Annotated in this window: 20 protein-coding genes and 1 pseudogene; 6 read left to right on the top strand and 15 right to left on the bottom strand. The window is 39.7% G+C overall.

The features are described from left to right. Nucleotides 1-168 precede the first annotated feature (168 nt). The 3 genes from AACU32_RS37215 to AACU32_RS37205 all read right to left on the bottom strand — a co-directional run bounded on the left by AACU32_RS37215 (nucleotide 169) and on the right by AACU32_RS37205 (nucleotide 3,013). Nucleotides 169-864 (bottom strand): hypothetical protein, encoded by a 696-nt coding sequence (locus tag AACU32_RS37215; RefSeq protein WP_096607256.1) that lies wholly within the window; start codon nucleotides 862-864, stop codon nucleotides 169-171. A 102-nt stretch (nucleotides 865-966) separates the two neighbouring features. Beyond that, nucleotides 967-2,064 carry a hypothetical protein gene (locus AACU32_RS37210; RefSeq protein WP_096607255.1) on the bottom strand — a complete coding sequence of 366 codons (1,098 nt, stop codon included), beginning with the start codon at nucleotides 2,062-2,064 and terminating at the stop codon, nucleotides 967-969. 259 nt (nucleotides 2,065-2,323) lie between these two features. Further along, the gene (locus AACU32_RS37205) at nucleotides 2,324-3,013 is read right to left on the bottom strand and encodes a response regulator transcription factor (RefSeq protein WP_096607254.1); all 690 of its coding nucleotides are present in this window, start codon (nucleotides 3,011-3,013) and stop codon (nucleotides 2,324-2,326) included. A gap of 909 nt (nucleotides 3,014-3,922) precedes the next feature. On the opposite strand from AACU32_RS37205, the gene AACU32_RS37200 reads away from it, so the two are divergent. The 4 genes from AACU32_RS37200 to AACU32_RS37185 all read left to right on the top strand — a co-directional run bounded on the left by AACU32_RS37200 (nucleotide 3,923) and on the right by AACU32_RS37185 (nucleotide 8,674). Further along, complete coding sequence (locus tag AACU32_RS37200; protein ID WP_096607253.1) at nucleotides 3,923-4,672, top strand: phycobilisome rod-core linker polypeptide; 750 nt, start codon at nucleotides 3,923-3,925, stop codon at nucleotides 4,670-4,672. Between the two features lie 495 nt (nucleotides 4,673-5,167). Further along, nucleotides 5,168-6,910, top strand: a complete 1,743-nt coding sequence (locus AACU32_RS37195) for a GAF domain-containing sensor histidine kinase (RefSeq protein ID WP_096607252.1) — start codon at nucleotides 5,168-5,170, stop codon at nucleotides 6,908-6,910. A gap of 521 nt (nucleotides 6,911-7,431) precedes the next feature. Further along, the gene (locus AACU32_RS37190; RefSeq protein WP_096607251.1) at nucleotides 7,432-7,713 is read left to right on the top strand and encodes a phycobilisome linker polypeptide; all 282 of its coding nucleotides are present in this window, start codon (nucleotides 7,432-7,434) and stop codon (nucleotides 7,711-7,713) included. A gap of 205 nt (nucleotides 7,714-7,918) precedes the next feature. Next, nucleotides 7,919-8,674 (top strand): phycobilisome rod-core linker polypeptide, encoded by a 756-nt coding sequence (locus AACU32_RS37185; RefSeq protein WP_096607250.1) that lies wholly within the window; start codon nucleotides 7,919-7,921, stop codon nucleotides 8,672-8,674. A gap of 162 nt (nucleotides 8,675-8,836) precedes the next feature. Here AACU32_RS37185 and AACU32_RS37180 read toward each other — a convergent pair whose 3' ends face one another. Continuing rightward, nucleotides 8,837-9,256, bottom strand: coding sequence for a helix-turn-helix domain-containing protein (locus tag AACU32_RS37180; protein ID WP_096607249.1), 420 nt, complete (start codon nucleotides 9,254-9,256; stop codon nucleotides 8,837-8,839). A gap of 147 nt (nucleotides 9,257-9,403) precedes the next feature. Here AACU32_RS37180 and AACU32_RS37175 point away from each other — a divergent pair, with 147 nt between their 5' ends. Next, complete coding sequence (locus AACU32_RS37175) at nucleotides 9,404-9,529, top strand: hypothetical protein (RefSeq protein WP_339378583.1); 126 nt, start codon at nucleotides 9,404-9,406, stop codon at nucleotides 9,527-9,529. A 114-nt stretch (nucleotides 9,530-9,643) separates the two neighbouring features. Here the strand turns inward: AACU32_RS37175 and AACU32_RS37170 are convergent. Both AACU32_RS37170 and AACU32_RS37165 read right to left on the bottom strand, forming a co-directional pair. Beyond that, a pseudogene (locus tag AACU32_RS37170) lies at nucleotides 9,644-9,960 on the bottom strand (glutamine amidotransferase-related protein); the annotation flags it as partial. 47 nt (nucleotides 9,961-10,007) lie between these two features. Next, a complete protein-coding gene (locus AACU32_RS37165; RefSeq protein WP_096607247.1) occupies nucleotides 10,008-10,529 on the bottom strand; it encodes a hypothetical protein in 522 nt (173 codons plus the stop codon). Between the two features lie 102 nt (nucleotides 10,530-10,631). Between AACU32_RS37165 and AACU32_RS37160 the strand changes: the two genes are divergently transcribed. Further along, complete coding sequence (locus AACU32_RS37160) at nucleotides 10,632-11,111, top strand: hypothetical protein (RefSeq protein WP_096607246.1); 480 nt, start codon at nucleotides 10,632-10,634, stop codon at nucleotides 11,109-11,111. Between the two features lie 18 nt (nucleotides 11,112-11,129). Here the strand turns inward: AACU32_RS37160 and AACU32_RS37155 are convergent, their stop codons facing one another. The 9 genes from AACU32_RS37155 to AACU32_RS37115 form a co-directional block, all read right to left on the bottom strand. Further along, a complete protein-coding gene (locus AACU32_RS37155; protein WP_096607245.1) occupies nucleotides 11,130-12,542 on the bottom strand; it encodes a vWA domain-containing protein in 1,413 nt (470 codons plus the stop codon). Beyond that, nucleotides 12,487-13,581: a hypothetical protein gene (locus AACU32_RS37150; RefSeq protein WP_096607244.1), complete on the bottom strand. Its 1,095-nt coding sequence runs from the start codon at nucleotides 13,579-13,581 to the stop codon at nucleotides 12,487-12,489. The genes AACU32_RS37155 and AACU32_RS37150 overlap by 56 nt, the downstream gene beginning before the upstream one ends. Before the next feature lie 15 nt (nucleotides 13,582-13,596). Then, nucleotides 13,597-15,861: a hypothetical protein gene (locus tag AACU32_RS37145; protein ID WP_096607243.1), complete on the bottom strand. Its 2,265-nt coding sequence runs from the start codon at nucleotides 15,859-15,861 to the stop codon at nucleotides 13,597-13,599. Between the two features lie 19 nt (nucleotides 15,862-15,880). Continuing rightward, nucleotides 15,881-16,762, bottom strand: a complete 882-nt coding sequence (locus AACU32_RS37140; RefSeq protein ID WP_096607242.1) for a hypothetical protein — start codon at nucleotides 16,760-16,762, stop codon at nucleotides 15,881-15,883. Continuing rightward, nucleotides 16,749-17,633, bottom strand: coding sequence for a hypothetical protein (locus AACU32_RS37135; protein WP_096607241.1), 885 nt, complete (start codon nucleotides 17,631-17,633; stop codon nucleotides 16,749-16,751). The genes AACU32_RS37140 and AACU32_RS37135 overlap by 14 nt, the downstream gene beginning before the upstream one ends. Continuing rightward, nucleotides 17,630-18,430 carry a hypothetical protein gene (locus tag AACU32_RS37130; protein WP_096607240.1) on the bottom strand — a complete coding sequence of 267 codons (801 nt, stop codon included), beginning with the start codon at nucleotides 18,428-18,430 and terminating at the stop codon, nucleotides 17,630-17,632. Before AACU32_RS37130 ends, AACU32_RS37135 begins: the two co-directional genes overlap by 4 nt. Further along, nucleotides 18,427-19,014 (bottom strand): 4Fe-4S single cluster domain-containing protein, encoded by a 588-nt coding sequence (locus tag AACU32_RS37125; RefSeq protein WP_096607239.1) that lies wholly within the window; start codon nucleotides 19,012-19,014, stop codon nucleotides 18,427-18,429. The genes AACU32_RS37130 and AACU32_RS37125 overlap by 4 nt, the downstream gene beginning before the upstream one ends. A 119-nt stretch (nucleotides 19,015-19,133) precedes the next feature. Then, nucleotides 19,134-20,288 carry a hypothetical protein gene (locus AACU32_RS37120; protein ID WP_096607238.1) on the bottom strand — a complete coding sequence of 385 codons (1,155 nt, stop codon included), beginning with the start codon at nucleotides 20,286-20,288 and terminating at the stop codon, nucleotides 19,134-19,136. 115 nt (nucleotides 20,289-20,403) lie between these two features. Further along, nucleotides 20,404-22,071, bottom strand: a complete 1,668-nt coding sequence (locus AACU32_RS37115; protein ID WP_096607237.1) for an AAA family ATPase — start codon at nucleotides 22,069-22,071, stop codon at nucleotides 20,404-20,406. Between the last annotated feature and the right edge of the window lie 38 nt (nucleotides 22,072-22,109).

The raw sequence follows: 22,109 nt of genomic DNA, 5'->3' as shown, positions 1-22,109 counted from the left end.
TACCAATTCAAATAATGTTTGCGACACATCAATATATTCTAGAGGGCACGGCAGTGTTCCCTACCATCTGTCGCATTCTTTTTTCAAATTGGTATTAGGCTTTCACTCCCCTCTTCTTTGAGAAGAGGGGTTGGGGGTGAGGTCAAAATTTTGTGCATCGAACTCACATTAATTTGTCACCCATCCATTTGCAGAGCATACTCCTAGTTGATTTTGAGGGATAAGTGTAGACAAGCACCAGTAATTTTTTCCATCATAAATAACGCCATTTTTAATCAATTTCAACTCAGAAATAGGTCGCCATTGATGAGATGCCTCTTCATCATAATATCGATATGCGCTCCCCTTAATTTCTAAACCCTGATCCGTATTTCCTAACCAATACAAACCTTCTGATATTTCTGATATTTCTGAAGCTACTGCACAAACACTACCTAGTAATGAGAGGCTTCCGGGAGAATTTGCTGGAATTGCAGTCACCGTACCATTTAAATTCACTATCCATCCAGGCTCTGTAATCAATTGACTCAAATTAGAGATATTGGATATTTGCTGAATATCTTTGATTTCTTGAGCATTTGCCCAGGAAGGAATAGGTAAGTTTAATTGACTAACACTTTCATTGCGTTGAATCTTTTCTTTATCACAATATGGTGTAACTCCAATATTTTGTCTGTAGGAATCATTTTTTTCTATTCCATATCTGAATACTGTCCAACCACTTTGGCTAACAGGTTCGGCATTAGTGAAAACAGACAAAGTAGCTCCATCGCTTGTTTTATCTCTCATCCTGATTGTTCTAGCTGTGGCAGATAGAGGAGTTACGAAAAAAATAATCAGTGAAAATGCTAAGATTTTTTTCATGATAAGGGTCTTCCAGTTCAATACAATTAATAGCTAAACTTGATTTTTTGAGTAATCATAAATTCTCGGGTGATATCTGCTCAATTTTGCTGTTGACAAAAATTATTTCGCTGGAATCCAGCCATTTTCAGAGCATACTCCTATTTCGCGTCTTGGCGGGATACACCAATAATTTTTTCCATCAAATACTAAATTTTCTTTGATGGAATTTAACTCAGAAATTGGTCTCCACTCTTTTTTTCCTTCCTCGTCATAATATCGATACTGTTCCCCTTTTACTTCTAAACCCTGATCTGTTCCTCCGAGTATATAAAACCCGTCTGCAATTGGAGGTGATGAGGCTTCGAGCAAAGATGACTCACAAACTGTTCCTTCACCTTTACAACCTTTTGCTATTTGTCCATCAGATGTTAGGCTGTAAATTTTACCGTCTTTTAAAAGTAATCCTAAGCCACTTCCATCTTGCAAGATGATGGGATTAGAAAATTTACCATTATATTGGACCGAACTTTCAAATTTACCGTGAAGCTTAACTATAGTGGTTCCGTCAGACGCGATCGCAATCGATTGACCAGTTCCATTTCCGCCGAGAAAATTAAACAATCGAGTGCCGATAAACGGTGGTTTTCCTTGCTCAGAAGAAACCAAGGTTTGTTGATTACTATTTGTCCCCTTCTCAATCCACCAACGCCAAACCACTCGTTCTATATTACTGCGGTCAGCTATCGTCGCCGAGATCGACAAAAGTTCTCCAGCTTTGTTAGTAAACTCAAATAGACAAGCCCCGATTCCTGTTCCTGAACAGTCTTTAACCTCCTCATACCCGAAATCAAATAATTCTTTCACAGAGGTATCCTGGAGATTGGGAGCATCGCCCTGTAAATTCGGTTGCCAACCTTGTTGAATCACCAAATCTCGCGCTTTTTGATATGGCATACCTTCTTTGAGATCGAGTTTTGCGACTCTATTGGCAGAATTTTTAGTACTCGAGCGAACCTTCTGCGCTTGATTTACTCTCGTTGAGGAATTGTTTTCTAGTTCGCCGCCAACAGTTTGAGTTGGAGTGTTAGTATTTACACCGTTGCCTTGCTGCACATTTGGAGTCGCAGAGCTAGTACATCCAGTTGCGATCGCTCCCACTAAACTTGTAAACATAGCTCCGGCGATCATAGAGCCACACAAATTCCTGTTTTTCAACATAGGTTACAAAACTTAATAAAAAATGCCAAACTTTCAATCGACGACATCAAAATTTAGGTAGAGTCCTAACTAGATTTTGATGATTTGTCGATTGCATAAACAGGTTAAGAGTTTGAAAAAGAACGCAGAAACAACTAGACAGCAAGCTAATTGCATAATTAATCAAAACAATTCAGGCAGAACTGTAAATTAATACATATAATTAACACTTCTTTCCGCAAATTTACTTGGAGTTGTTGTTGTTTTCCCTGTTCATAAATCAGTGTTGGAGTGGGGAGAATTCATTGAGGCGATAACCCATGCTGTGAACTGTCTCGATCAGGTCTTCTATGGCTCCTGCTGCTTTGAGTTTTTGGCGCAAACCCCGGATGTGAACCTTCACTACATGTTCTTCCGGTGGCGATTCTAACGCCCAAATATGTTCAATCATCACACGACGACTGAGAACCCGGCGACCATTCCGCAACAGCAACTCTAAGATTCCGTACTCTTTGGGGGTTAAATGGATGGGGGTTTGTCCATAGCTGACTTCATAGGTGCTGGGATTGAGACGCAAGTCACCCCATTGCAGAATCGGCGGTGATGTAATACACCCCCGACGTAGTAAGGCGCGAATCCTTGCAAATAATTTTTGTAAATCGACTGGTTTAACTATATAGTCATCTGCACCCACATCCAGCCCATTAATTTCATCGTTGATGGTGTCACAGGCTGTGAGCATGAGGATCGGCCAGTTATAACCATGCGATCGCAACCGATGGCAAAGACTTATACCATCCAATTCTGGTAACATCACATCCAGCAACAGCAAATCATAATCTAAGACTTTTGCTTGATACCACCCGGCTTCTCCATCATGGACAACATCAACCACATAAAGCTGGTCGGTTAGGGCTTCTGCCAAGGTTTCTGCAAGGCGCACATCATCTTCAACCAGGAGAATCCTCATAAAAAATCGCAATTATGTTTGACAACTCTGCGTCTTTAGCCATGAGATCCCCTGCACAATTTTACTGCGCTTTGCGTGTCATTTGTCAGTAATCAATTGTCAGTTGTTGTTGTTCTTTTCAAGAAAAAGCACTTATATCATATTTTGTGAATAATATTTTTAAATAAATAAAACCAAATATCAATATTTATTGAGTTTAGTAATTCTTTCCGATTTCTTTACCATTTTCTCACCAGTTTCCTTACTGGCGGTATGCGATCATCTAGTCTTAGAGGCGAATGGCACGCTTGTTAAACCGATGCTCTGAGGCTCTGACAGGGAGACATGGGGAAAATTCATATAAAAATATCTCCGCATCTTTGTGTATCTCCCTTTTTGCCTCAGTCTCAACCCTTAACAAGCTTGCTATTCGATTCACACAGCCCAAACATCACAGGCGATCCTCAATTCAAAATCCTTGCATCCAAAATCCAAAATGGTATGAGTCTCGCGATCGCTTCCGTTAAAATACTGCCATCTACAGCCCAAAAAAAGTTGCAAAGCTGAATTCGCAGTCGTCATGTCATTTGTTAGAGAAACTTTTTTATCTTTGAGACTGTAGAGTATACAGCCTGAGAACGATTTAGTGAATGTATTGCGGCCTTAGGGGGAACGGTGATTTCCGTAGACTCGATTGGCAAGTTTTGGATCGGCGATCATCGTCAAGTAATTCTGTATCGAGTCATAGCCAGTTTGCACACTCCGCACCATGACTTAAAACAATACTGGATTAAATACGGAAGTTTTCGGACGAGATTTGATCAACAAATTTGACTGTGCCAATTTGAAATTTTGGATTGCCGATTTGAGATTGAAAGATTTTCCTCATCCAAAATTTAAAATCCAAAATTGATTGACTGGAGAATCCTTATGTCAATTCCTCTGTTAGAGTATGCTCCCTTATCTCAAAATCATCGAGTAGAGGGGTTTGAGGTTCCTGGTGATGAACAACCTAGGATTTACACAACTGATAATCTCCTAGCTGGCTCGGAAATGGATATGTTGATCATGGCAGCCTATCGGCAAATTTTTAACGAGCAACAAACACTAGATAGCTATCGTCAGCGATTTTTGGAGTCTCAGTTGCGGGCTGGTCAAATTACTGTGAGAGACTTTATTCGGGGATTGGTAATGTCCGATTCCTTTCGCCGACTCACCTACAACAGTAACAATAACTATCGGTTTGCAGAGATTTGCATTCAGCGGCTTTTAGGTCGTAATGTGTATAGCGATCGCGAAAAACTTGCTTGGTCAATTGTGTTAGCTACCAAAGGACTCCAAGGCTTTATCGATGAATTACTCAATACCGAAGAATACCTGAGTAACTTTGGGTATGATACCCTTCCATATCAACGTCGCCGTATCTTACCACAACGCACTCAAGGTGAACTACCCTTTGCTCGGATGGCGCGTTATGGTGTAGAATATCGCAACAAACTTCCCTTTCCTAGCCGTCCACTGCGATCGGTTCCCACTGGAATTTTTGACCAATTTGAGCGGTTTAGTCTCTATACCTTCGTAAAAAGAGCTAACTGGACTAACAGCTTCACTGTGATCGGTTTTTTCATGGTATTGGTAATCCTCCTGATCCTGTTTTCTCAAGTCCACAATTTGACATGAGGTTAATTTTGCGCATCACAGCTTAAATATCAGGATGAGGGGGATGAGGGGAAATTATCGAAATTTTTGGGTTGAAAACCCTGTCCTTATAAGACGGCTTTAAGTGGTAAAATGATGGCAACAGGAAGGGTAATTAACCTGTCTAAAAACCCGATTGCTGCCTAAACCGCAGACTCTGTACCTTGACAATTGAAGATATGGGGTTCTATTCCATAGTTCTAGTTCCTGACCAGGAATAGGTAAAATGTTCATGGGGACTAGACGATCAGAATTTAAATCAAACAAATTTTGGAATAATCCAACTACCGAGGGGCACTCGGAAAGTTAACGCTTGAGGAGAGAACCACCTCTGGACTAGATACCGCAAAGAGTCTAGTCTAAGTGGACTCGTTGAACCAAGAATCCCCGCACCTTTAGGTCGGGGAGTGTCAATAATTGTTTGCTTCCCCATTTTGCCGATAATAGAAAAGTAGCCACCATCAGCCTTACGCCCCGATGCTCTCCCTGAAGCAGTTTGGTGTTACCTATTGTGCCAACATCCTCAGCCGCTATGGCGTTGGTATTGGAATGAGTATTTTGTTGCTCTTGGGCATATACTATTTATTGCAACGACAGATTTTGCAGCGTCAGCGGGCAGAGATATTGTTGCGACACCAAAGCGATCGCGAACGGTTGGTGACGCAAATCGCCCAGCAAATTCGCCAATCTCTGGCGCTCGATCAGGTGTTAGCAACAACGGTGGCCGAAGTCCAGCGCTTTCTCCAAGTTGATCGCGTTCTCATTTACCGTCTGTGGAATAATGGCACCGGTAGCGCGATTCACGAAACAGTTTTACCGCCTTACCCCCAGGTTTTAGGGCAAATATTCCCGGAGGAGGTGTTTCCTAAAGAGTACCATCAAGCCTACTCTTTGGGGAAAACCCGCACGATTACCAACGTTGAGCAGGCAGATATCCAGCCTTGTTTGGTAGACTTTGTCAAGCAGTTTGGCGTACAGGCGAAATTGGTTGTGCCGATTATCCACGAAAACCGCCAGGAAAGCCTTGATTCTGTTTCCTATCTCTGGGGATTATTGATTGCGCATCAGTGCAGTTATCCACGCCAATGGGAAGCTTGGGAAGTGGAATTGATGCAGCAACTAGCAACGCAAGTGGCGATCGCAATTCAACAATCCCAACTCTACACCCAACTCCAGCAACTCAACACTGAATTGGAACTGCGAGTGCAACAACGCACGGCTGAACTACGGGCAGAAATTGCCGAACATCAGCGCACTGAGGTAACTTTGGGCAAGAATGTGATAGAACTGGTTCATCCGGATGATTTGATGATCACGCGCGATCGCCTCACAAATACAATCCCCAGTCCCGAACTAACGCGCCCCATTGAGTTCCGCTATCGCCATCAAAATGGTTCTTGGCGAATATTAGAAGCCATCAGTCAGCCATTTGTGGACAGTGTCGCCACTCTCCAGATTATCGTGAATGCTCGCGACATCACACAATGGAAGCGACTCGATGAAATTCGCTTGGCGCTGGAAAGAGAGAAAGAACTCAGCGCCCTGAAAACCCGATTCTTCTCAATGGCTTCCCATGAATTTCGCACTCCCCTAAGCACCGCCCTAGCAGCAGCTCAAGTCCTAGAAACCTGTCGAGATGAATGGGATATTTCCGAAAAAAGGCTGCGAAACCTGCGCCGGATTCAAGACTCCGTCAAGCATATGGTGCAGTTACTCGACGATATTTTAACTATCAATCGCGCCGAAACTGGAAAACTGGCATTTAATCCTCAACCCTTGGATTTAGAACTATATTGTCGGGATTTTCTGGACGAAATGCGCGAAAGTGTAGGTAGTCAGCATAACCTCAGCTTTACTTGTCAGGGAAAATCCGTGCTTGTTTGTCTGGATGAAAAGTTATTGCGCTCCATGCTGTCTAATTTGCTATCAAATGCCATTAAGTATTCTCCACAAGGTGGGATTGTCAATCTGAGCTTGGAGTTTCAGTCAAATCAGATGATCCTTGCAGTGCAGGATCGGGGAATTGGTATGTCACAAGAGGATCAAAAGCAGTTATTTGAACCGTTTCATCGCGGTAAGAATGTCCGAACTATTCCCGGTACAGGACTGGGATTAGTCGTAGTGAAAAAATGTGTGGACTTACATCAAGGAACCATTCGCGTTATCAGTGAGGTGGGAATTGGTACAACTTGCTTAGTCACAGTCCCATTATCAAATTAAAGTTAAATATCATGATCTGATCCACAAGAGTGAACCTCTGCATCTTTCTTTACAATCTGAAAACTCTTGTTTGGTAACCATATTCAACACTGTGGGTTCAGGCATACTTGACAATTTAGCTTTTAATCTTCTCGCTAAAATTAGGGTTTTATTGAGAATTAAACAGCAACGAATCAGTGTAAGAAAACACTTGAGTGAAAACTCTGGCAAATTTTGAGCAAGATTCGGGTAATACACAGTTCAAGGTAAGGATCAAAGAATTGTCATCGAGTTTTCTTGGCTCCAAACCCCTACACTGACAAAATTTTCGCTTTGTGGGTGGCAATTTTTCAATTCTTGGCTAGAATGTTTTGCAGTGATTTTAATTACAATATTTACTGAATTTACAGCCAGATACTGAATTTTTTAATCACTGCTACTTGCTGGCATCGAAGATAAATTGTGTTCGTCTTGTTTTTAACTTTTGACTTAATCAGTAAGTAGCATTCCGCAAAACTCATACAGGGGAGATAAGAGAACTAATGTTCGGTCAAACTAAACATGGCACTAATAGCCTTTCTGCATCTGCTAGTCGAGTATTTCTTTACGAAGTTGTAGGCTTGCGGCAAACTTCAGAAACTGTCAACAATCAATTCGGCATTCGCCATAGTGGTAGCGTATTTATCACTGTGCCCTACAATCGAATGAATCAAGAAATGCAACGCATTAGCCGTCAAGGTGGCAAAATTGTCAACATTGAGCCGTTAAATTTGGCGATCGCTAATCCCAGCGCCGTGCCTTACCGTGGTGGTAGTAGACGCTAGGTTGAGAAAAAATCTGATTGCCGTAAATTTTCTATTGGGTCTTTGAAAATTAGGTAATCCCCAGAGACGGCTTACGGCAAGAAACCTGACTGATTCAATTAAGTTATGTAATTTTTATTAAACTAAATCGAATAATGTCCCCCTTGTCCTTTATGATTATGAGAACTTTGTAAGATTTCATAAAGGAAAGGGAGATTTTGTATTCGTGGCAATTCCTCTTTTAGAATATTCCCCTATTTCTCAAAACCAGCGTGTAGCAAGTTATGAAGTTCCTGGAGATGAGCAACCCCGGGTCTTCTCTACAGAAAACCTGCTTTCCGCAACAGACTTGGACATTCTGATTGAAGCAGCCTATCGTCAGATTTTCTTCCATGCCTTTGCTGCTGATCGCGAGCGTTTCTTAGAGTCCCAGCTCCGCAGTGGTCAAATCACAGTGCGCGACTTCATTCGCGGCTTGCTGCTATCTAATACTTATAAGCGCAGTTTCTACGACCTAAACAGCAACTATCGTTTTGTCGAACAGACAGTTCAGCGGGTTCTTGGTCGTGATGTTTATAATAACAGAGAAAAGATTGCTTGGTCGATTGTCGTAGCGACAAAGGGTATTAAAGGCTTTGTCGATGACCTACTCAACACTGAGGAGTACCTCGAAGCCTTTGGGTACGATACAGTACCTTACCAACGTCGTCGGGTACTACCCGGTCGGACAGAAGGTGAACTGCCTTTCAACATCAAGTCTCCTCGTTACGATGCATACCATCGTGGTCAGTTGGGCTTCCCACAAGTGATTTGGCAAACTACTGTGCGCAGCTATGCTGCTCCAGATAGAAAGCCCACAGCAGGTAACCCAGCTCTGTTCCTGAGTATGGCGCAGAGTATCAACCCACAAGGTAACGTACCTCAGCGGCTATCAGTACAAAATATTGATATCGAAAAATCAGTACCATATCGTCGTAAGTAAGCCGGACTAACAAGTCTAGCATCGCGTATGTCGCATCTGAATCAAGATCCGGCATACGCTTTTTTATGGGCATTGGGCATTGGGCATTGGGCAACAGTCATTTGTCTCCCTTGTCTCCCTTGTCCCCCTTGCCCCCTTGCCCCCCTCATCCCTCATCCCTGTTCAGGCACATTCATCATTTTCGGCGTGAAATCCGAGTTCCAGCAAAGCTTTGCGGATTTTGGCTTTAGAAGGACGGACTTTGGGAACGGTTAATCCCAGTTCTCTTGCAGTCTCAAATAAATCCCGCATCAAGATATCCAGGGAAATATCATCTGCGTCTTCGGGAAGCTTCTCAATTCTGGCTTCGTATGCTAGGGTATAAAGCTCCAAGTGATGTTTTCCCATAACTCTAGCCAGTTTCCTCAAGGTTTCAGGCGTAGGACAGGTTCCCTTAAAGCAAGCACCTCTAAGTCGAGGTTGAGGAACACCAGACAAATCCGCCAAACGGTTCATACTGATACCTTGTTCTTCCAAGTATTGAAGAATGAATCGTCCTAAAGGGGAGCAATCTTCAGCTTTTATTTGCAACCTTGCTGGCATTGTTTGAGAGCAGGAATTTCTAAATATTTACAATATAGCGGAATCAAAGCGATTAGATATAATATCACATTTTGATAAGATTTTGGCTGAGTTGAAAATAGGGGCAGGGGAGCAGAAGAGGCAGAGGAGTCTAATGCCTCATGCCCAATGCCCCATGCCCAATGTCCAATTTCCAACCTAGATGTGTTGCCAACATTTTTCCAATTCGGAGAAGATGCGATCGCTTGCTTCTGCACAAGTTCCGTATATTGTCAACTCCATAGCCTGAATTAAGGCTTTAGCTTTGAGTAGGGTTCCCTTAATTGGCTTAGTTTCTACCTAACCTAGGCGATCAATCTGCAAAAACCTTTCTGGAGATAAACAGGCGATCGCTATTTCCCCAAACCTTCTACCGTGTCGCACTTCCGGTGCATGAATTACTCTACCGCCATATAAGTAGCCAAGTCCTTGATGACCCAGACAAACTCCCAACAAGGGGACATCCGCTTTTCCAATTATCTCTCGGCAGATGCCAAAATCGGCTGAATTTTCTGGACGACCAGGCCCAGGAGAAATCACAATATTGTCAAATGGAATTTATTTAACTTCATCCCAATCAGGCGATCGTTACAAATTACCAGAGGTAGTTCCCCATTAACCTCGGCAATCATTTGGTACAGATTAAAGGTATAAGAGTCATTGTTGTCAATAATTAATGTTCGCAAAGTTACTTTTTATATAGCCAAATAAAGACAGGCTATTTTACAGTAGCTCAATCTATGCTCCACTTATCTGTTGCAGCGCGTGAACTGATTTGCGGTTCTGTTTCTTGAACAGACTGTGATGTATTTTCAGACTTAGTATCTTGCTTTTCTAGCTCTTGCTTTTTCGTCAAAGAGGAAATACCGGATTTTTTTCGATCGACAACTTTTATATTTGGGTTAGGTATTTCTGTATGCTGTGGAGTCTTTGTTTCAATAGGATTGGCTACAATGGATGATTGGGTGTATGGTATTTCTAGAGGCAACATAAAACGTCTTTTGTAATGCTCCTTAATACCTTGACACCACTCAGCAATAATATACTCTAAAATATCAGCGCTAATTTCGGATCTATAAAGCTTTTCTTGTAAGTTTTTGCGTAATATTTCTCGGTTAGCTAATCCGACTACAGTTTGAGATTCAAAAAAGTCTTTGGGGTGCTGCTCATAAAGTCCTGACAGAACTATAGAGTCTACGACTACTTCTTTATTTCCTGCCAGTATATCTCGAATAATCAAAGTGTACTCAGGCATTTTGATAATTTATAGCAAGTGAAAGTTTACTTAATTATATCTTGAAAATGTTAGTGCTTTTAGCATAAAATAAAACTAATTGTATTAGTTAGAAGTATTGCTGTGTCTAAACTGCAAGAAAAATATCTTTATTCGGCGATCGTGATAGCAAATACTTTTCTATTAGCAGGTTGCGGCGATAAAACTGAGAGTACTAAGGATCAATGCCAAAGATTCACCCAAGTGATGCAAACTGTTGTTGACGAAAATCAGAAATTGAAGCAAAGTTCAAAATTTGATAAAGAGACACTCACAAAATTTATCAATATTTCTCAAAAAGCTGCTAAAATAATCAAGAATCAACCACAATTTAACGACAAGTCACTTGTGAATTTTCAAAGTAAGTTTATTAACTTGTATAATAAATATACGGTTGCTGGCTCAAATATTCTCAAACCAGCTAAGATAGATATAAATACTGACAATAGATACAGTAGTTTGAATATAATAAAACTATCTATTCCCGAAGAGCAAAACCTATTAATATCTTTTAACGATTACTGCAAGCCTCACGGATTCAAAATAAATAATGTAGCTCCTTAGTTAATCACACTGGTTTACTTAATTGTTGATAGCTCTTTCAGAATCGGATCTCAGTTGACTAGTCCAGCGCCAGAAAATCAGAAACCAAGTTATAGCAAAACCCACAGTGATTGCTATGACAATCAGGTAATTCTGTAAAGAAAGTGCAGCTTGAAATCCTATATTGTTGAGTCGAATAAGCTTTTCTGGAGAAGAGAACTTAAAATTTCTTTCTTGAGAAGTAACAGTGACGATAGTTTTGTATTGTGTTGCTTGTTTGGCATCTTTCTGTTGATATGTTACTTCATACTCTCTGAGAGTTTTAAAGAAAGTAATTAAACTATTTGCGACATCCTGTGAATTTTTAGAAAACTTATATAATCCGCCTGTAGCTTTGGCTATATCATTGAGTCTTTGCTCATCAACAATAAATGTATTGAGATCGGTAGTAGGAGGCGCATACTGATTATCTGTTCCCTTAATTAATTGCATGGCTTCAAATATAAATTCCTCAGATGTCAGCTTGGGTAGTTTACAAATTGTGCTGACGTTATTAACTGTTAATTCGCTATCTTTGAGGGAACATTTGGTGCGATCGCGTAATTCCTCTAAAGTTTCTCCATACCCAATGGTGTGAACTGTAACCTTAGTACTGTATGTTTGCAAAACCTTCCTTAAACTATCAAACTGCTGCTGTTCGTGAGCGCGATCAACCACATGGTAGCCATCGGATAGTAAAATTACTGCGAGTCGAGGATCTGTTTTTTCTTGAGGTTGTAGGGAATTTCCAGAAGTACTTAAAAACTTCACCGCTGACTCGACTGGTTGATAGAGATTTGTTGCAGCACATACATTCTGGCTAGCTAGTTCAGTAATTTCATTGTCGAGATTAGTATCTTTGATATCGCGAAAACTGTTTTTGATTTTGTTTTGGCTGACATCATAAACTATCGAACACAGTTTTTCTGAAGGTGAAAATCCAAAAGGTACAATGGCAATTTGATAAGGTAATTTCTGCTTTCTTAGCTCTTGTAAAATTTCTCGGATTGCTTGGGTTGCGCCATTGAGTTTCCTGACTTTGTTAGCATCTCTTTGCTGCATACTACCACTCATATCTAGCAAAATAACGATCTTGGCAGGATCTGGTTGGGAAAGTTCTGGGGAGATGACTTGAACTGCGGGGAAACTTGCTGCTTTACCTTGCTCATCAACTGTTTTAATTTGAAAATTCTCGCGACTCAGACTAGAAACAGGCTGATTTTCTGAGTCTAGTACTCTTACCTTTAGAATCACGCGATCGCCATCGGTTTTATAATTAAGAATTTCCACAGAACCATTAGCAGCTAATGTGGGAGTAGGTATCCAGGTTAAGAGAATCGCTAATAAGCTTAGCTTGTTATTGCGGATCGAGGAAGCGATCATAGAAAACAAACCGATAAAATTCTTCACCATCTGGATTTTTAAAGGTGATAATTTGATTATGCCAGAGAGTGTATTTAAAATTTTGGGATTTCTTCCTTGGTTTAGGATAAAGTTCAACCACACTTGTATGATGACAAGTAATCTCAGCGTAGGGAATTTTGACTTGAATTACTGCACATTGGGGAGGTATTTGCGGTAGATAGATGTCATCCTCAGTGCTACCACCAATTGTAATAATTCTCCCAGCTGGTAATTGAATAGATAACCCTTCTTCAATCACATCAGGTTCTTTAGCATTAGTTCCTTCGTCTGCTGGTTCAATTACAAATTGGAATGCACCTCTTGGTTTTAATTTAGGGCGATCGCGGATGAATCCGTTCTTAATTTCTTCCTCAATTACCTTGGGATTAATCGATTCTAGCCCTTCACCTGCGCGTAAGGCTACTTGGCTAGTTGGGGAAGTAGCAAAATACAACAATAATCCCAGAATAAAACCGAAAACTAAGAAACCAAATGGTTCATTATATTCTTTGGGCAAAGTTTTATTTTGAGATAGTTTCTCAATAATTAAAGCAGCAGTAAATCCAGCCAGACTACCAAACAAAATTGTGTTGTTAATTCGTTTATTTCCTTGATTAGTTAAGCCTTCTACACTGCGCGATCGCCAGCTTAAGCCTTCACATATTCCTGTGCATAATCCAATAATGCACCAAGCAATCCGCTTGATGTTCTCCGCTGATAAGCGCGTTACTTCGTATAAAATAAAAGTAGAAATTGCGGCAACTATGCCCGCGATCGCACTCCACAATATAGTTTTGATAAAATAGCTGCGTAGTGTCTGAAAATTATTTCTATATCGAGTTGGGTTGCTGAGAAATATCTCTGTAGCTACCATAGTAATAGCAAAGAAAAATGCTAGAACAGGTAATAAAATAAAATCTGGTCTAAATGGCAGAGTACCACTACTTATAATTCGCGCTATTCCCAAAATAATCTGACTAAAATTCCAACTTACCAAAGCAGCAATAATACCTGATAATATGTATAGTATCAGTCTCTCAATTCTCACACTTAACCTCTTTTTTCATTTGTTATCTAAGATTTGTACACAATCTCCAAACTCTTTTATTTCTTTTTTATTTGCACAATTTTCCAGAGGTTTAAATATCTCTATATAAAGTTTTTTCTCTTCAAGAGATTGTTTTAAATAATCCAAAATAATTAATACATATTGGTCAATAATTTGACTATTATTTGTAGCTTTTAATTGTACATCTACCCTTGAATTGATAAATAAGTTTTCTATATCTGAGTATGTTTTACTATTTCTCAGCCTACTTTTTTCATCGTCACTAATTTCCTTTTTCTTCAGACGATTAAGTGTATTTATTTCTCTTATAAGTATGTTTTTTAGTTCTAACTCACATTTTTGTAATTGCTTTTTTGATTCTGAAGATTTAGTAGTATTAGCATCTATATTTTTGCACTTTTCAATACTTTCTTTTAAAGATAGCTTTGATGAACCTGTCCAATAGTCAAATAAGTAAATGGACAAATTAGAACCTATTTGCAATAATACAGTTGGCATACTTATGAGAAAAATAATCACAATCAGACGATTTCGCCAGATTCTAAAACTATATCCTCTTTCTTGTGGTTTTTCACCTTTCAAAATTGTCTGTATTCTTTCTTTATGATTTGGTTTCAGCTTTAAGAAAACACTAAATGGTATGCTACCTTCACTATATTGATAGCAAATTGCCGACAGAAAATTAACATCTAATAGTTGCTCATTGTACTGATGTAAAAATTGTTTAACTGGGTTAATTTCAGCTTTGACTTTTTCTTGGAGTAAGTTGGCTAGATTACTCAGCCCAACATTATTACTAGTGCCTTTCCACCAGGTAAGATGATCCCAATTATTATTTTCTGTTTGTTGTTGCTGATAATTCATAAACAGAGTTGCTAGTTTGCTAAAAACATTTTGTGTAATTTTTCCACCAAACTCTTCTGTTATACTCGGATCGGTATATTTTCTTTCCAAATAAATTAAAAAATCTATAACATATTGATTGATTTTTTTAGCCCAAATATTATGCTTCTGCTTGACTAACAACCATTTACATTTTTCATAATTATTTGTTTCACTATTCACTAACTCATCTAATAAAGTCGAAATCCCATCATAAAGACGCTGATTAATCAATTCTGTTTGTTGCTTTCTACATTCTTTAATTAAAAATATTTGAGTTTGAAAAGAAATTTTTATATGTTTTTGATTTTTTCGTAGCCAATCCAGCCATTCAATGATTTTTTCTGGAATAAAAATAGGCATTAGGGCATAATATCTCACAGCTTCTATTGGAGGATATGCATCTTCGATATCTTTGATATGTTGATTATCTGCAACAAAAAATTTACGCCAATCTAAATTTTCTTCATGGCATAATATTTTGACAATAGCACGAGCTTTTTCGGTAATATTTTTGTCACTAGCCGATATAAATTCGTCCAATTTCATCTCAATTGATTTTTCATTTACAGTCAAAGAACCTCTATCTGCTCTTTGGATTCTTTGATTTGGCAGAGGATTTACGCCATCGGGGACATCATTTCTGGCTAATTCACGCTCGATGGTTTGTTTAGCAGCTTCATTTTCACACCAAATAGCCACATACATTGCTGGAAAATTAAGTTTGCGGACATTCCAAGCCCATGCAAGGGGAAGTCTTCTGTTTTTTGCTTCTTGAGCAGCCTGAGTATGTAAGTGGATGAGATTTTTTCTCTTGTAATCAGCTAATGTGAGAATAGCAGGTTTAATAGGATAATTTTGTTGGTTATGAGGATGATAACTATCGGTATCTTCTATATATTCACGACAAACTAACTTTTTTCTTGTAAACGAATCAGGATTCATTTGAAATACAAAGCGATTCTTCAGCCACCAGTTTAGTAAAGTTACTACACCATCCATTGATGATAACTTTTGATTAGTTTTTGAATTTTTGTCTAGCCAAAAGTAGCGATATCCAACAATACCATCCCTGCCTTTATTATCTTTACCCTGATAATTAGCCACTGCTAAAACACAGTAGCGATCGCCGATAACTCTAGCAATCAAAGCTTCTTCACCTTGAGCAGGTGCAAAACCAGTGGGTATGCCGAAGATATTTTGGTTATTGTTAATAAACTCTTGAATAGAACTTGGTATCTCACCATCATAATTAGAACGATCGATCGCATTGCCAAAACCGCCGGATATCCACCGATTATTTTCAAATACTTCGGTAAAACCTCTAGAAAATTCGTATATTTCAACTTCTCTACGGTGAATTTTCAAAGAAGACATAATTCAACCTCTACTATGCTTATCGCAATTGACGATCGTCTTTACCTGTTTGCAACCAGTATATGGGAGCAACTAAACCGAAAGCCTGCCAAGCTTCGGGTTTGCTTAGAGTATATGCGCTACTTCCCTGAATTGGCCGACAATTAGGTTGAAGTGTATCACCAATAAAACCAAATGCAGAACACATGAAATAATTCATTGAACATCCCCAAGTTTGTTGCCAATTTTGTAATATGGCGAAAGTCTGAGAAAATTTGAGTTCGGCAAACTCTTGAGGCTTGCTGCGATAAATATCATTCTGTTCACCTTTAGTAAAGACAATTGCGATTCTGTGTCTTCTTAATCTGCGTCGATTTCTCTGGATGCCCAAAATATTGTTTAATTCTCTTTGTAAATTAGCAACTGCCTTAGCATAATCTGGATCTCGTTTAGGAGTAGTACTATCAAGCACCAGCATTAAACCGACTACAGAAGCACAATCATTAAGAGCATCTTGCGTAAAAGTTCCGGCTATCAAATGCTCAATTAATTCTCCTGTAGGTGCTGTGATAGATATGTTCAGTCTGAGAGGTTTTCTCTGAATTGTCGCAATTGGATTCATGAAGAATCTTGGCTTGAGCTTGATAGAAAACTTACAAGAGTCAGCGTATTCACTTGCTGGCATTTCTATCCCATTTCTTAACATATTCTCAGCATTGTCTTGCAGAAGTTTAGCACCAGACCCATAGGGATCAACAGACATAATGCGTCCGTTTAGATAACTCTCCGCTTGCCAACAAATGGAGAGGGCTGCAAGATATGATGTTTTACCCACATCACGAGCGCCAATCATGCGGATATCACCGCCTGGTAGGTTAATCGGAATTGCGTTGAAAACGTTAAAAAATTTAAAGAAATTCATTATGTAAATTTTCTCCTGTACCCAACCAGTAAATTGGTTCAATTACGCCATAAGGATTCCAGTTATCAAAATCCCGCAAGCGAGCGCGATACTCGGCATGAATACCATCATCTTCAGTATAAAATCGATTGGGTCGGGGGTCGTATTTTCCTAAAATGCCATAAGCCGAACAAGCAAAAAAGTTAACTTTTTTCTTTAATCTGGTTTTCAGTAAGTTATAAGTTTTGTGTAATCGAATCTTAAATAAGTCTGCTTCTGGATCGAGACGACCACCCCAAATTTCGCCGCGTTCACATTTAGCCATGACAACAGCAATTCTGAGGGTTTGTATAGACCTTAATTTACTATTCTCGTCGATGCGATCGCACAGCCATTGAAAAACCTTAAAATAGTCTTCGTCTTTGCCCGTTTGCCATTCTGTCAGCATAAACATCCAACGATTCATGGTGAAACATTGAATCAGAAACTCGCGGACATCTTGCTCAAGTTCTTGCTGCTCTTTGAGAGATTTTCGGCTACCAGGGTTGATAAAAGCATCAAAAATTCGGTCGAAACGTTCTCCAGAAAGATCCTTGGCACTTAGTTGGATTTTGTTAGCTTGACGAAAACGTTTAGCATTCTGAATTGCAATATCAAACCGATAATCGTATTCTTCGTTTAAATCTGTGGGAGGAACTGCTTTTTTTTGTTTGATAAAATTGCTAATTATATCTTCCAGTTTGTGTAGTTTTAATCCCCCGGCTTTAATACCATTGCCATCTTGTTCTTTTAATCCAGGGGCTAGCAAAGATGCTAGGTAAGTTGTTTTACCTGAAGCTCTCGGCCCCATAATACACATTTGTAAAGGTATAGATTTAGTTGTAGGTATCATCTGCGTTCCTCTGCTTCTGAACTCAAATATGTGCCCAAACTCAACCAAGGAATTTCTAACAAGTTTCTATCTTTATTTGTGGTAATAAAAAAACTTAATTTAGAAGCTCCTACTTGATTAATATTAAATTCGCGAATTACATCTTTAGCAACGCCAAAGTAGCGAGTTCTAATGCGGTCTAAATAAGTCCCAAAATCATTACTTCCAGAAGGATTATATCGCCATCGTGAACTCTCCTCTTTGTAATTACAAAAAAGATCAGCTTTGTGAAGACAAATAAAAAAATGTTTAGTTAATTTGCAATTATTTTTGAGTGTTTGCAGATTTCTTTGCAGGTTTTTGACCCAGACGTCACGAGGATACAAATCGTCTTCTTTATTCAGGGTATTAAAATCTGATTTTAAATATTCTGCTCGCACTAACTCTTGATATGGATGCAACAGTAAAATAATGTAACGAGCCTGAGCAATCTTTTGCATAAAATCTTGGTAGGCACTAGGAAATTTATATTGAGGACTTTCTGTTGCCTTGATATCTCCCCAAAATTCCCCACGCGTATCGATTAAATTAACTGTAATTTCTCTAGGTCTTGATAGCCTTAAATAGATTGTGAGGGAATGTAAATTGACGGGATTTTCTGTGGGTAATACTGTTCCGTGGGGACTCAGTTGTTCTTTGAGTCGGCTGCAATCATCCTCATCAACAACAACATATTTCTCTTGTGGAGACGGTTCGCACAAACCCAAAATCATGCTGCTCTTGCCAACTGCTCTATCACCAATTATGATTACACTCATGAAATTTTTCCTTCTGTTTCTACTCTCTCACCTGGAATTGGAAACCCTGTATAAGTGAAGAGTGCATCATTAATAATCCACTCCTGACGCGGAATATTTTTCAAGTCGGCTTGGGTAATTCGTCCTGACAAAAAGTGTAGTTGTTGATTACTTGAACCCCTTAATACATCATCACCTAATTGTTGTTGTAGAAACAGACCATCGATTAATAAATCTACATGTTGTAATAGATGATCTGCGCCTTTGATTTGACCTGAGCGTAATTGTTCTAAGCGGTATCCCGTCCAGCAAACCACTGTTTTACCAGCAGATTGTACAAAACTAGCTAACTCAGCTAAAGCTACAGCTTGCGCGAAGGGTTCACCACCGGAGAAGGAAATACCGGCTAAGTCAGGTAGTTGTTGGAAAATTTGCCAGACATCATCTACAGTTACTACCTGATTGATGCGAAATTCTAGAAAGTCAGGATTTTGACAACCAGGACAGCGAAACGGACAACCCTGCACCCATAACACCATCCTTGTTCCGGGGCCATTGGCAGAAGAACGAGGTAACCACGAAGCCAGATTTAATAGTTTTGTCATTTGTCATTTGTCATTTGTCATTTGTCATTTCTCCGTGTCACCGCGTCACCGCGTCCCCGTCTCTCCTCATCTCCCTTGTCTCCCTTGTCTCCCTTGTCCCCCTTGTCCCCCTATTCACGTTAATAACTTTCGATCTCTGTCCGACGTTGAGGAGACTCTAGTAATGGCGGCTCCATTTCTAAGGTGGCTACTTCTGGTGCTGAATATACTTGTCTATATTCTTCTGGTACAGGTTGACCATCTAAGCTATCCCACTCCAAGTAATAACCTTGCTCTTGAAACATTTGCAGGGCTTGTCCTGTTCTCGCAGCACAGTTAGCAGTTTCTTCACGAGGCCCGAATAAGTCTATTTGCTCGCCAGCAAATTGCACCCGCATAACTGTGTTCACTATTTCTCCTGTTTCCTGGTTTTCATGGGTTTCAATTTCCACAACAACGTCACCATCATCAATGCCAACAATCTGAGCTATGTAGTCAACGCCTGGAGTCTGCCATGCTGTGACTAAATTTTCAGCGGCTTCCCAGACTCGATCAATTTGCAATTCGGCGACGGTGATTTGTTGATGAATGGCTAACAAATCTGAGTCACCGATCGGGCGATCGCTTTTACGTATACGCTCAATTTCGGTTGCTAAATTTTGGGCGATCGCTTTTGGTAAGCGTTCGGCGATCGCCCAAAGTCTGCTTTGGGCATATTTTGCTTGTGATTGCAGTTGCGATCGCAGTTGCGCAAATGCTTCTATCCTGGCATTATCCAGTGCTTGCAGATATGCCTCTGCTGCTGGCAAATCTCCACAATCTAGTGCTTGCTCCACACTTCGGATCGCTTGTAAAACAGTAGATTCATCTAACAATTGCCGCTCAATTAGATTTTCATACTCTTGTTTAATGTTCGGCAAACGAGATTTCTGTTCGCTAATTTTAATTTGTAAATCCCTGGATTTAAACTGTGCATCATTGTTGAGAAGCAAATTCACTAATCTTGGCTGAGAAGTTGTTTCAGGTAATTTTACAATCATCTTATTTCTAGAATAAGAACGTCGAGCCTCAACAATTTGGCGTTGGATTTCTTCTTCTTGCTGTAATGCTTTCTCTGCTTCTCTTTTAATTCTTTCTTGATATGCTTTAGCAGCTTTAGCAGCCATCACTAGCGCTGTTCCTGTTGCCATTACACCAGAGGCAACAACAAAGCCTGCTACAGCCACCCCCGCCACCACTGCTTGTGTTGCTAGTGGTGCAATACCTGATACTGTATATGCTTTTGTGCCACTCATTTTCTGAGCCTCCAAAAATATAGCAATCCTATTTCATATCCGAACAAAAGGGACAAGGGAAGGGAGACAAGGAGGAAAGATGTTTTTAACTTTTACACAAATTGCCATAGAAAATTTATAAAATCAGTTGATTTAAAAAACCTGGTTCACCAATTGAAGCAGCCATTCCCGAGCCATCTGACAAAACTTTTAAATACTTTTGCAACAAAGTTTGCATCTTCCCAGTCCGATATTGGGGATTTATTTTTGCTAGAGCTTGTGACCAATTACTATCAGTTAGTGTACCTTGAAAACCTGCCAGATATTTTGACTCTTTAACTAATTTATCTAACTCAGCCCCCGTAAAGCCTACTGTTTGATTGACTAATTCTTCTAAAGTATAGTTATCAATAGCTGAAAGGTTATGGTTCTGAATACATTTTTGAATAATTTCCCCGCGTTCTTGAGTATTTGGTGGCATGACAATGAAGATTTCATCAAAACGACCTGCGCGAAAAAGTTCTGGAGGCAGCTTTTCTCGGTCGTTAGAAGTAGCAATGAAAAAGATGGGATATTGATGATCGTTTAACCATGATAAGAAAGTACCAAACTGACGGGTACTCACTCCAGAAGTGTCAGTACCTGTACCAGAAAAAGCTTTCTCAATTTCATCCATAAAGAGAATATTAGGAGCAGAGGCTTCAATTGCTCTTAAAGCATGAAATGTATTACTTTCTGATTCACCCACAAATTTAGATTGGAGACGAGAAATTTCAAAATTAATTTGTGGTACACACCACTCCTGCGCGATCGCTCTGGCAATGAAAGTCTTACCACAGCCAGGAAAACCCTCGAGTAAAATAGCTCGTGGGCGCATTTGGGGTTCTAAATCTTGCTCAAACCAAACTTTCCGACTCTCAATCCAAGCTTTGATATTTTCTAGCCCACCTACACTTTTTAATCCTTCTCCTTGAGGAGTATAATATTCCAAAACCCCAGTTTTTCTGATTTCCTGTTTCTTGACTTCTAGTAACAATTTGCCTGTAGCTTCCGGTTGTGTCCACAATTTACGAGTCGTGACTAACATTGCTGCTTGAATTGCCGCTTGGAGTGGTATACCTTGAGCAAGTTCAGCTAGTCGTTTGGCTTCTGTTTCTAAAAGTTCATATTTCTCAGATGCAACACTGAAGATATTATCGTAAAGTTCCTTTCCTGTGGGTAAAGCTAAATCGAGAATATGAACTTGATTACGCACAATTGGAGGAATTGACCAGTCTGCACCAATAACAATTAATGTCATGCGCGGACGTGGTATTCTATCTTCAATATCTAGAAGTAATTCTTTAAGTCTGCGTGCTATCAAGCGATCGTCTGAGCCGATCAAAGCTGACCAATCAGGAAGAATATAAGTAAATTGTCTATCTGGGTACTTAATGACAAAATCTTGTAATTGTCTTTGTAAAATATCGAGAGCTTGGATAACAGGATTAGTATTCTCTGAAGGTGGATTTGCTAACTGTTGCCACTGTGTTTCTTCTGAGCCTTGCTTCGGTAATAAACGTTTTTGGAAACCGATTTTGCTATCCCATCGGCAAAGATCGCCTGATTTGATTTTGATATCATCTATGCATTGGTCATGCGATCGCATAGCACATCTAACAGCCCTGTTTTCTTCAGACGAGCGCAAAAAAACTAAAGGATAACGTGAGCGTAAAAGATCCCGGAGTTCTAGCAAACATTTTTCGTAGAGTTGATCGGCCGGAACATGATCGTACTCTTGTTGGGAGTTATGGTAGCTATTCATTATCCTTGTATCAAAAGTTAAAGATACGAAGATTAAGC

The organism is Calothrix sp. NIES-2100 (assembly GCF_963875285.1).
In the GTDB taxonomy this organism is placed as follows: Bacteria; Cyanobacteriota; Cyanobacteriia; order Cyanobacteriales; family Nostocaceae; genus Aulosira.
This window is presented reverse-complemented; position numbering and strand designations above follow the sequence as displayed.

What these genes read in the sequence shown, in the direction of transcription:
- AACU32_RS37215 (WP_096607256.1), bottom strand. Translation starts at nt 864, where the DNA reads ATGAAAAAAATCTTAGCATTTTCACTGATTATTTTTTTCGTAACTCCT.
- AACU32_RS37210 (WP_096607255.1), bottom strand. Translation starts at nt 2,064, where the DNA reads ATGTTGAAAAACAGGAATTTGTGTGGCTCTATGATCGCCGGAGCTATG.
- AACU32_RS37205 (WP_096607254.1), bottom strand. Translation starts at nt 3,013, where the DNA reads ATGAGGATTCTCCTGGTTGAAGATGATGTGCGCCTTGCAGAAACCTTG.
- AACU32_RS37200 (WP_096607253.1), top strand. Translation starts at nt 3,923, where the DNA reads ATGTCAATTCCTCTGTTAGAGTATGCTCCCTTATCTCAAAATCATCGA.
- AACU32_RS37195 (WP_096607252.1), top strand. Translation starts at nt 5,168, where the DNA reads ATGCTCTCCCTGAAGCAGTTTGGTGTTACCTATTGTGCCAACATCCTC.
- AACU32_RS37190 (WP_096607251.1), top strand. Translation starts at nt 7,432, where the DNA reads ATGTTCGGTCAAACTAAACATGGCACTAATAGCCTTTCTGCATCTGCT.
- AACU32_RS37180 (WP_096607249.1), bottom strand. Translation starts at nt 9,256, where the DNA reads ATGCCAGCAAGGTTGCAAATAAAAGCTGAAGATTGCTCCCCTTTAGGA.
- AACU32_RS37175 (WP_339378583.1), top strand. Translation starts at nt 9,404, where the DNA reads ATGCCCCATGCCCAATGTCCAATTTCCAACCTAGATGTGTTGCCAACA.
- AACU32_RS37165 (WP_096607247.1), bottom strand. Translation starts at nt 10,529, where the DNA reads ATGCCTGAGTACACTTTGATTATTCGAGATATACTGGCAGGAAATAAA.
- AACU32_RS37155 (WP_096607245.1), bottom strand. Translation starts at nt 12,542, where the DNA reads ATGGTGAAGAATTTTATCGGTTTGTTTTCTATGATCGCTTCCTCGATC.
- AACU32_RS37145 (WP_096607243.1), bottom strand. Translation starts at nt 15,861, where the DNA reads ATGTCTTCTTTGAAAATTCACCGTAGAGAAGTTGAAATATACGAATTT.
- AACU32_RS37140 (WP_096607242.1), bottom strand. Translation starts at nt 16,762, where the DNA reads ATGAATTTCTTTAAATTTTTTAACGTTTTCAACGCAATTCCGATTAAC.
- AACU32_RS37135 (WP_096607241.1), bottom strand. Translation starts at nt 17,633, where the DNA reads ATGATACCTACAACTAAATCTATACCTTTACAAATGTGTATTATGGGG.
- AACU32_RS37130 (WP_096607240.1), bottom strand. Translation starts at nt 18,430, where the DNA reads ATGAGTGTAATCATAATTGGTGATAGAGCAGTTGGCAAGAGCAGCATG.
- AACU32_RS37125 (WP_096607239.1), bottom strand. Translation starts at nt 19,014, where the DNA reads ATGACAAAACTATTAAATCTGGCTTCGTGGTTACCTCGTTCTTCTGCC.
- AACU32_RS37120 (WP_096607238.1), bottom strand. Translation starts at nt 20,288, where the DNA reads ATGAGTGGCACAAAAGCATATACAGTATCAGGTATTGCACCACTAGCA.
- AACU32_RS37115 (WP_096607237.1), bottom strand. Translation starts at nt 22,071, where the DNA reads ATGAATAGCTACCATAACTCCCAACAAGAGTACGATCATGTTCCGGCC.